This is a genomic window from Terasakiella brassicae, from assembly GCF_014641495.1.
Taxonomy (GTDB): domain Bacteria; phylum Pseudomonadota; class Alphaproteobacteria; order Rhodospirillales; family Terasakiellaceae; genus Terasakiella; species Terasakiella brassicae.
Window position 1 is genome coordinate 77,439 of sequence record NZ_BMHV01000015.1, and the last position, 9,597, is coordinate 87,035.

Here is a 9,597-nt window from a genome sequence, read left to right on the forward strand (position 1 = left end):
TCAAAGCATCCCATCCAACCCTTTGACCTTAAAAGTCAAAGCTTGCGTTGGACATACATCTACACACATTCCGCAACGGGTGCAATCGGCACCGACCTGAATTTTAACATCGTCGGCATATCCCATCTTGGTAATCTCCAAAACATGCGGGACAAGGCACACTTTACGGCACTCCCCTTCATGCAAACAATTTTCCAAATTATAATTGATATGAACCGGGGAAATCGAACCGACAAAGCCATATGTCAAACCGATCGGACAAGCATAGCGGCACCAGAAACGGCGTGAATAGAAAACTTCTACCAAGAACAGCACGCCGATCCATAACAGGGCCAAGGACGCACCATATGTGAAAGCACGGCTAAGAATACCCACAGGATTGATCGTTTCAAAAACGGTATATCCTGTAATAAAGGCTAGCAAAGCAAAAATCACATACAGAACTGTACGTAAACGCCGATCAAGCGGATGATCTTTCACCAATCCCATTTTCACCAGTTTGAGGTGCAGCATCTCGCCAAGTTCGGAAACCAAGTGATAGGGACAAACCCATGAACAAAAGGTTCGCCCCCCCAACGCCCACCATAGTAAAAAGACTGTCACCGTACCGATCACAAGGTTCACCACCATATGTTTATAGGCAAGTGTCACCTGTAAGGCCGAGTTCAAATCCGCCATATGAAAGCCAACAAAGCGTGATGCTGTCAAAGCACCTTCGACCAATTGAACATCAAAATGATACGAGACCACAAAGAGTAAATTAATAGTAATAATGGAAATCCAGCGGCGAATTTTCCATTTCTTTGAAGAATGCCCGGCAGCCAATTCTTCTTTAATCGCTTCACGCCTAACCGCAACTTGCTCTGCTGACTTCTTGTAGGCATGCATTTCTTTTGCTTGCTGCGTCCATGTTTCCTTGGCAGGACGAGTTGGTGCCAACCCCAGCATCAACTTCAATGAGTTCAAAAGACGTTTCATGCTGACGACCCCATCGGATTAACTTCCATTTCGATACAGGCAGGTTCTACCGGACATATCATTTCGCACATACCACAACCGACACAGGCCTCTTTGATCACCGGTGTTTTACCGGGACCATTTTCCATTGGGGCCAGTTCAATCGCATCTTTGATGGGACATTCGCGCACACAAAGATCACAAATTTCCAAATCATAATCGTAATCAGCAACTTTAATCGGTGTCCATCGATCCACCTCGGTATAGCGATGAAGCCCCTCAAAATCGGCACCACGCGCCTGTCCTGTAAAGCCCTTATTTTGCCGGGCAAGACAGGCATCCGGGCGAACAAGTTTAGCCTTGCCCATTTTCACTTGTTCTTTTTTATCAATATCGTGACTCAATGCCCCGGTTGGACAGGCCAATACACATTGCACCGCATCACACGAAAAATCACAGGCTTGCTCGCGTGCATTTACATAAGGTGCCCCAAGACCAAAACCATCTGGCGCATCGGCAAGCACCAAAGCCTCAACCGGACAAACCTGAACACATTGACCACATTTAATACAGGAGGCCAGATATTCTTTTTCTGCGATTGCACCAGGCGGGCGCAATCGTGTATCGGCATGACTGGAGACAGGAAACCATCCTGCAAGAGCCACACCCGTCACACCAGCACCGGCAACGGCAGCACGTAAAAATTCGCGTCGCGCACGTTTACTCGCCGGGCTATTCGGGTTGCGTTTCACTTTTTTCGTCATTGATTTGTTGTCCCAATTTTTGGGTTGCTGAGACCAAAGGGGTCATAGCCAGTTGTCCCGGCGTCCTCATCGGCAATCTGGCCGGTTTTCTCATCCGTGACATATTCGAATTCTCGCTTAAAACGAGGCTTCTCGTCCTTGAGCATGGTCAAAGGTTGGGTAAAAGGTGCTAACCTTTCCAAGAAATCGACCAAAGACAACAGGGGCGTCCCCAGGAAAAATGCCGTTTCAGGCACATCCATCCAAACACGATCCGCAAAAACCTGTGGCTGATAGGCTGTATCCCCATACCCGTCACCATCATTGTCAAAACCTTGATAATCATCCCAATAATTACCTTCCCACACATTACGTGCAGCACTGGCAAAATTGGCGACGGAGACTTGACGGATATTGTCGCGGAAAATGTTATCTTTCAGAATGTTCCCTTTCCAATCATTCAGAAAGTTCAAACCAATCCGGTTAAAGCCAAGCGTATTTCGATAAATTCGGTTTGTCGTATCTGGCTGAAACGGCGAAACGTCCGAATAAAGACCGGTACTGGAGTATAAAATTTCATTGTCCACAACATCAATATTGGAAGATTCTTTCATTCCAATACCCATGCCAGCAGCCCCGAGTGCGTGATAAATTTTATTACCACGAATAACCACATCATCACTATACATCAGGAAAATTCCGACTGTATTTTTGTGAATGTTGTTATCTTCTACCCGGTTATATTTGGCATACATGAAGTGAATGCCGTAACGCCCATTGCGAATATCATTACGTGCGATCACATTGTTCGCGCTATACCACACCACAAAATCACGGGAGTCGGCAATTTCATTGTCCGTAATCTCGTTGTCAAAGCTATACCACAGGCGAACCGCATCGCCACGCAAGCCTAAAGAAAGCTTTTTAGATATGAAAAGGTTGCGTTTCACAAGGTTGTTATTTGATTGTGAAAGATCAATTCCAAACAAACAATCTAAAATCTTGTTGTCTTTAATAACATTATATTTACCACGGACATGAATACCCGCATCAACATCGTTATGCAAAACACCCGAGTTTTGAATTGTTAACCCGCTAACGTTTGCACCATCTGTTTCAATAATTAAAGCCGTGCCAACACCACCGGCATCAATTGTCACCTTCCCCTGCCCTTCCAACGTAATCGGCTTGGTGATCTTAATATTTTCGTTATACACCCCCGGCGGAGGTACAAGAAGGCCACCCTCTTCGGTCTCATTAATAAGTTCCTGAAGGGTCGGCGCGGCAACGCCTGTAGCAGTCCAAAAGACCACCACAAGCATTACCGTCAAATATTTCCAGTGCTTAATCATCGCTCCTCACAATATGCGACGCTACTCACCTTCAATAATGTGCTTTCTACGCAACAACATCGCAAGCAGCATACATACCAGAACGCCGAGCATCATGCCAAACCCGATAGACGGATATGACAATGTCGTAAATTGCGCAACCTTCCCTTGACCAAACACCGTCGGCATGAAGGGTTTCAGTGTAAAGGCGCCCATATCGTTCAGGCTATGTCCGTACCACCAGAGCCAACCGGCGTATTCAATCAGAAAGAATACCGGCAGTAACGCAGGAATACCGGGAAGTAGCCAATAGAACAAACTACCGTTCTTGACCGTTGCAACAACCATAAAGACCATTGCCGCAATAACACCCCAGAACACAATTGTTCCAACAGTCGTCATCGTTGCGACCAGAGGACGGATTTCGTCTTGGTTATTGAACCAACGGCCCAGGCTTTTTTCATAATGCCAGAACATGACCTGTTGTAATGAACCGGTCCATTGTTCTCGTGCTGCAAAAGGTTGGCGTGCCTGATCTGCTTCAAATGAAGCTTTTAACACTTCAATATCAGCTTCTTTCCCGCGATGGCCTTTATTCTTAGCTTCTTCCAAAATTTCTTTAAGAGACTTCGGCTTAGCTTCTTCACTGCCTTTGTGAAGTTTTGCCAAAATACCAATCAGTTCGGTTTGACCACTACGTTCAAGGGTATCATTAACTTCCTCGCGTGTTGCAAGGCTGCTTTCGCCGCTATCCATCAAAGACTCTTTGAGTTTTGAAATAATCGGGCTTAATTCTTCACCCTCTTCTTCATTCCCATGTCCAAGAGAGACAACCAGAGCACTCACATATCCGGAATTCAATAAGGCAATCCCGTTAGCGGTATAGAAGGACATATACATCCATACGCCAATCGCAACGAATCCAACAGACATAACAATCGTACGAATACGAGATTTAAAAATTAAGAACCCAACCAGCATGACACCCAGCATGCTGAAAAGGAATTGAGAAAAACCTTTTTCAACCACACCACCTGATGCAATCGGATACATACCAACAAAGTGGTTAATGGCATCCATTTCATGGACACAATCAAGAACTTCCGTTTCCATAACCTCTTTACTATTAATGGCACGACAACCATTAAAGACACCGTTTGTATGGAAATTGATACGCACCCCATCCGGGAAAGCTTCCGGTGGGTACTGTGGTGCTTCAAGCGCCACCCACCAAGTCGGTTGAAAATAGAGAACGGCGATCAAAATCAGCGCGACAACCGTCAGGCCTCTTGCAATCAATCCGCGTTTAGCTTGTTGTTCGTCATTCATTGGGTTACTGCCTTCCCTAGAATCACTTAAATATGACATTTTTCGAATTAAAATAGACTTAAAAGAACCCGGTTAAATGGAGAAAACCGGGTTCTTAAACGTTACTGGCTTACTCGAAGTCAGGATTTTGCCAACCCGGAGGTGCGACTTTATCCTTCGGCGGAGACAGGCGGGAAACGTAGTTGATTACGTATGCCATATCTTCATCGCTAAATTCTGCAATTTGTTTCACCATGTCCGGGTTTGCGTTACGGCGTTTGCCATCACGGATCCATTCGAACTGACGAATGATGTATTTGTAATGCTGGCCTTGAATCAAAGGATAGAATTTATCTTTCATCCCTTCACCCTGTTCACCGTGACACCGCACACAGTTATCAGCATAAAGTTTCTTACCTTTTTCAAATTCAGGTGTACCTTCTTCCCACGGGCCTTTGCCGTTGTCCGGGTTCATCGGCAATTGTGAGATGTAATAAGCAACATCGGCCAAGGCCTGCGGGCCACCGATTTCACTTTCCAGTGCAAACGGATACATTGTCGGGTTATCACGGTTACCGGCGCGAATATCAGCCAGCTGTTTAATGATTACTTCAAAGTGCTGACCAGCAAGCTGCGGGAATGTACCGTCTTCAGTACCCCAACCTTCCAGCAAGTGACAGGCGGAACAAACTTCATAAACTTCGATACCGTTTTCACGGTCCGGTGTCAGGTGCAATGCAGAGTCCTGCTCCCCGCCACCTTCGTTCCAAGCCATTGCAGGCGATGCAATCAGGCCAGCAAGTACAGCTGACAATACGGTCTTCTTAATAGACATGGAATACTCCATTTACTTGAGGGGTTATTTCGTGCGGTCAACCTGAGACAGGTAGTCCGCGATCAGTTTGATTTCTTCGTCTGTTAACTTTTTAACGAAGGAGTACATCATCTTACTTTTAGAGTTTGTACGAACTTTTTCTTTGATGTCGGTCATTTGATTCACGATATAATCGCTTTTCTGACCTGCAACGTAAGGATACGCTTTATTCGTCGGCTTAGTACCTTCTTTACCATGACAGGTCTGACATTTTTTCTTTTTGTACAGCTTCTCACCTTTTTCAAGGTCTTCTGCCGAAATCGGCTCTTTCGGTGCTTTCGGTGCTGCGGGTTCTAGCTCCGCAAGATACTCCGAAACCAACTTGATTTCATCTGCGGAAATACGATGTTCACCTTCCGCAGTCACCAAAGCGCCACGCATGCCTTCGGTGCGGGGTTTGCCATTGGCATCTGGGCTGGCAACGCGTTTTTCGTTCAAAATATCAGTAATCTGTGCAACCAGATATTTTTCATTCTGACCGGCAAGATTTGGGTAATCTAAAATAGCTTTTGCACCACCTTTACCATGGCATGCCATGCAGGTTTTGCGCATATATACTTTTTGACCCGGATGTTTCTTCTTTTTCGTCTTTTCAGCAGCAGCAACTTCAATCACCTTGTCGGCGGAAGCATGCGCTGCGGGAATAGCAAAACTTGCAGAAACCCCAAGCGCAATCAAGGCTGAAGTGGTTTTGATGAATAATTTCATAACCGTCTTCCAAATAAAAGTATTAAAGAAAATAGGAGGTGGCCGTCGCCGACCACCCCCAAAAGTCGAGGTTAAATTATTTTTTGACCTCTACAGCACCGTTCTGCTCCAGGTAAGTTTTCGCACGCAGACCAATGTCTGCAGCTTTAACCTGGTATTGGAACCATTGCTGTGCCCACAGTGTACCGTTGTGGAAATCTTTCTTCGCAGCATAATCTTCAGATTTCTTCTTCGCATCAGCAGCGAAGTTCAACTGGTCTGTTGCATCTTCTACAAGTGCAACAACCGGTGCGAAATCTTTGAAGTTACGGCTAGTGATGAAAGCAACCACACTGTCGATAACGGCTTGCGTATCGTTGTTGGTTTTAACTTGCTTGGTGTAGTCATCTTGAGTGTAAGTCTGACCTTCGTCAACTGCACCACCAGAAGCTTTCGTGCCTTTCGGACGAACCAACAGGTAGCCTTGCATCTCCAGGTGGAGAGCTGAACAGAACTCAGTACAGTAGTACGGGAATACGCCAGCACGGTCAGCCACGAATGTTGCAGAAACAGTTTTACCCGGTTCAGCAGAAAGGTTGACGTTGTACTCGTTCACAGCGAAGCCATGAGTTTCGTCTTCCGCACGTTCCAAGTTTGTCAGGTGGAAGGAGACAGTTTGGCCTTCTTCTACTTCAACAATCTCGGGTGTAATGTGAGAACGGATCAAAGTACCGTAGACGTGAACAACACCGTTTTCTTCAACGATTTTCTCACGGCCCGGACGCGCGCGATATGCAGATTTTTCGTCTTTACGGCTGTTCCAACCAACTTTGTAACGGTTAACAGGCTTCAGACGGTCCGCTTTAATGGCAACCGCATAGTGCGGCTCACCCAACGGAAGCGGCATATCGTATAGCAGTTCCATTTTATCACCGGAAATGTCGATCAGCTGGTGGTTCTGCGGGTGCAGCGGGCCAACCGGCTGGAAGCGGTCAATTGCCAGTTTGTTCAATGAAACGAGGTATTTACCTTGCGGCTTAACAGAATCGCCTTCCATAGTCATCAAGTGACCGATGTTGTAATGGATAGAGATTTTGTCCAGAACTTTACCTTCACAGTAGTTCCACTTGGTTACTTGGCTGTCTACGTAGATAGATGTGTAAACAACACAAGGGGTAGAGTCATACTGTGTATGAAGCGGGCCCAAACCAACAGAAACTTGTGTGTGCAAAGACTTTTGCAGATCAAGGATCGGAATGCCATACGGATCTTTAGCTGCGAAATCTTTGTTTTCGATCAGCTTGAAGATTTTTTCCATGCTGTAAACAGAAGCATGCGTGTCCAGTTTACCGGAAACGATAAAGAACTTACCGTCCGGGCTTACGTCCATACCGTGTGGAGATTTCGGTTCCGGGATAAGGAACAGAATGCCTTCTTTAACGGCAGTATCGATTGACAGAACATCATGTCCATTAATTTTGTCGGCTTTACCGGCAGCAACCAGTTCAGCTGCTTTTTTCCAGTTAACCATGTGAACGAAGTCGGTATCTTTCTGAGAACAACCTGCCTCAAACGGAGGACGGCCATTTTCGATACCACCGATGTAACGTTCGGTACAGAAAGAGTTGGTGAAAGACCAACCATCAGACGGGCCTTTACCGAAATCGGAAAGATCCTGGCTGTACGGCGGTAATTCAACAGAGAAAGATTTAGACTCGTCGATGCGGCCTTTCTTACGGTCAAACTTCCAGTAAGTTACAGCACCACGATATTTGTCGTTAAACTCAGACAACGGCACATAATCGTGCGTCAACGGAGTTGCATATTGTGCGGCTTCGATAACGTAGTCAGTGTTCGGAGATACGAATGCACCACCGTGTTCTGACTTCAGAATCGGGTTCACAACAATTTGTTTTGTTTCGAAATCATGTAAATCAATTACAGCAATACGCGGGTTCGCTTTATCGTTGATAAAGAGGAACTTGCCATCATATTCGCCATTTGTTTCTGAAATCGCAGGGTGGTGAGTATCACCGAAAGTGATGTCTTTACCCTTGATACGACCTTGCGCAAGAACTTCTTTTGACTCATCGTCAAAACCATAACCTTGCCACGGTTCCGGCGTAAACACACCGATGTACTTCAGGATACGCATAGACGGAATACCATATACGATTACCTGACCACTTTGCCCGCCAGAAGCAAACGCGACAAATTCGTCACGACCACCAGTCGGAGTATAAGTTTTTGCAGCAGCCAAAACATCTTTCTGAGTTAAGCCACGTTCTTTCATGACTTTCTCAAGATTGTCCTGCGCTGCGACCTGAGACGATGCCAAGCCCATACCAAGAGCTAAAGCAGCGAAGCCCAGAGTCTTCCCAAATTTTTGAATCATGGAGCCACCTCGATTCCATAGTTATACATGTTTGGAAAATCCAAACACACCCCCACCCAGAATGCTCATGCAAACAGGTGTATGGAAGTAAGCTACATCTCAGCCCCAAGTTCTAAATTGATGTTGGTCAAAAAAAGAAAAAAGCTCATTAAAATGCTGTTTTATCTTATACTTTTAAAAACTCTAATTTTCACTTTCATCCCTTCCCCTTCGCGATTGTCGTCTTTACACACGACTCCCTCGATTTAAGATATCCACCGCATCTCCGATGCTTAACCTCAAAGGAAACAAACGATAACCAATTTAAAAAGTGTCAAAAAGGATTGAAAGACGACTATTTTAATAATGATTATCATTAGTATTGACATTCATTATCAATTGCACCATATTCTCCCTATCCATATCGGGAGGGACTTTTCAATGTACGTCTGTGTATGTAATGGCTTGCGCGAAAAAGAAGTACGTAACGCCGTAAAAGGCGGTGCAGACACGGTTGGTCGCATATTTAAGGCATATGGCTGTAAACCTGATTGCGCACAATGCATTGGCTGCATGCGCGATGTCATCGAAGAAGAAATTGCCCCCTCTGAGCAACTGCTTGCAGCGGAATAATCCCCATTCTCTGTACAATCACTACTCCCTCTACTTAGAGCCCGATTCAAAAGTTTAATTGACACAACAATAGGTTCCAGTCTTCGAACCAGAGCTCTGATGCTGGCGATATTGCCCCATGGCGTTGCGCTTTCAATTGATTTCTCCCAATCTTTCGCCAACCGCCGACAGCGATTGAGCCATGCGAAGGTGCGTTCCACCACCCAACGCGGTGTAAGACTTCAAAGCCTTCAGCCTTGTCAGAGCGTAATTTTTCACCATCATAGCCGCCTTCTGGAAAACATGGCGCAGCCAAAGGAAACGATATCGAACGGCCCTGAACACGTCCGGTGCGCCATCCCGGTCCTGAACATCGCCACCATGCACCAGAACAAACAACATCAAGCCCAGCGTATCGGTGAGAATATGGCGTTTGCGTCCTTTGATCTTCTTGCCGGAATCATAACCTGAAACCCCACCGCTTTCTGTGGTTTTGACGCTTTGATTGTCGATAACACCTGCCGTGGGGTGTGGGGCTGGCTTCCTTGCCTTCCATCACACTCCGGGACTAAATACCTAGCTTTGCGCTTATTTAACGCGGATTCGGGATAAGGGATTTATTAAGTTATTGATTCACAAGTATAAGGTGATGGGAGTAGGCTATTTATAGCTACAAAAACGGCCTACAATGGAGGTATCCATGGTTCCCAT

The 9,597-nt window shown here is 45.8% G+C and carries 8 protein-coding genes and 1 pseudogene; 1 reads left to right on the plus strand and 8 read right to left on the minus strand.

Annotated elements, in window-relative coordinates; translation table 11 throughout:
• The 7 genes from IEW74_RS11415 to nosZ form a co-directional block, all read right to left on the minus strand.
• A complete protein-coding gene (locus tag IEW74_RS11415) occupies window positions 1–978 on the minus strand; it encodes a NapH/MauN family ferredoxin-type protein (RefSeq protein WP_188665079.1) in 978 nt (325 codons plus the stop codon).
• On the minus strand, window positions 975–1,721 hold the full coding sequence (locus tag IEW74_RS11420) for a 4Fe-4S dicluster domain-containing protein (protein ID WP_188665083.1): 747 nt from the start codon (window positions 1,719–1,721) through the stop codon (window positions 975–977). Before IEW74_RS11420 ends, IEW74_RS11415 begins: the two co-directional genes overlap by 4 nt.
• Entirely contained in the window at window positions 1,718–3,052 is a 1,335-nt protein-coding gene (gene nosD / locus IEW74_RS11425; protein ID WP_188665085.1) for a nitrous oxide reductase family maturation protein NosD, read from the minus strand. The genes IEW74_RS11420 and nosD overlap by 4 nt, the downstream gene beginning before the upstream one ends.
• A gap of 21 nt (window positions 3,053–3,073) precedes the next feature.
• Entirely contained in the window at window positions 3,074–4,360 is a 1,287-nt protein-coding gene (locus IEW74_RS11430; RefSeq protein WP_188665088.1) for a hypothetical protein, read from the minus strand.
• A gap of 109 nt (window positions 4,361–4,469) precedes the next feature.
• Window positions 4,470–5,174 (minus strand): c-type cytochrome, encoded by a 705-nt coding sequence (locus tag IEW74_RS11435; RefSeq protein WP_188665091.1) that lies wholly within the window; start codon window positions 5,172–5,174, stop codon window positions 4,470–4,472.
• A gap of 24 nt (window positions 5,175–5,198) precedes the next feature.
• Window positions 5,199–5,921: a c-type cytochrome gene (locus tag IEW74_RS11440; RefSeq protein ID WP_188665094.1), complete on the minus strand. Its 723-nt coding sequence runs from the start codon at window positions 5,919–5,921 to the stop codon at window positions 5,199–5,201.
• A 76-nt stretch (window positions 5,922–5,997) separates the two neighbouring features.
• The gene (nosZ, locus tag IEW74_RS11445; RefSeq protein WP_188665097.1) at window positions 5,998–8,295 is read right to left on the minus strand and encodes a Sec-dependent nitrous-oxide reductase; all 2,298 of its coding nucleotides are present in this window, start codon (window positions 8,293–8,295) and stop codon (window positions 5,998–6,000) included.
• A 420-nt stretch (window positions 8,296–8,715) separates the two neighbouring features.
• On the opposite strand from nosZ, the gene IEW74_RS11450 reads away from it, so the two are divergent.
• On the plus strand, window positions 8,716–8,907 hold the full coding sequence (locus IEW74_RS11450; protein WP_188665101.1) for a (2Fe-2S)-binding protein: 192 nt from the start codon (window positions 8,716–8,718) through the stop codon (window positions 8,905–8,907).
• Between the two features lie 77 nt (window positions 8,908–8,984).
• Here the strand turns inward: IEW74_RS11450 and IEW74_RS11455 are convergent.
• Window positions 8,985–9,442, minus strand: a pseudogene (locus tag IEW74_RS11455) (transposase); the annotation flags it as partial.
• Window positions 9,443–9,597 lie beyond the last annotated feature (155 nt).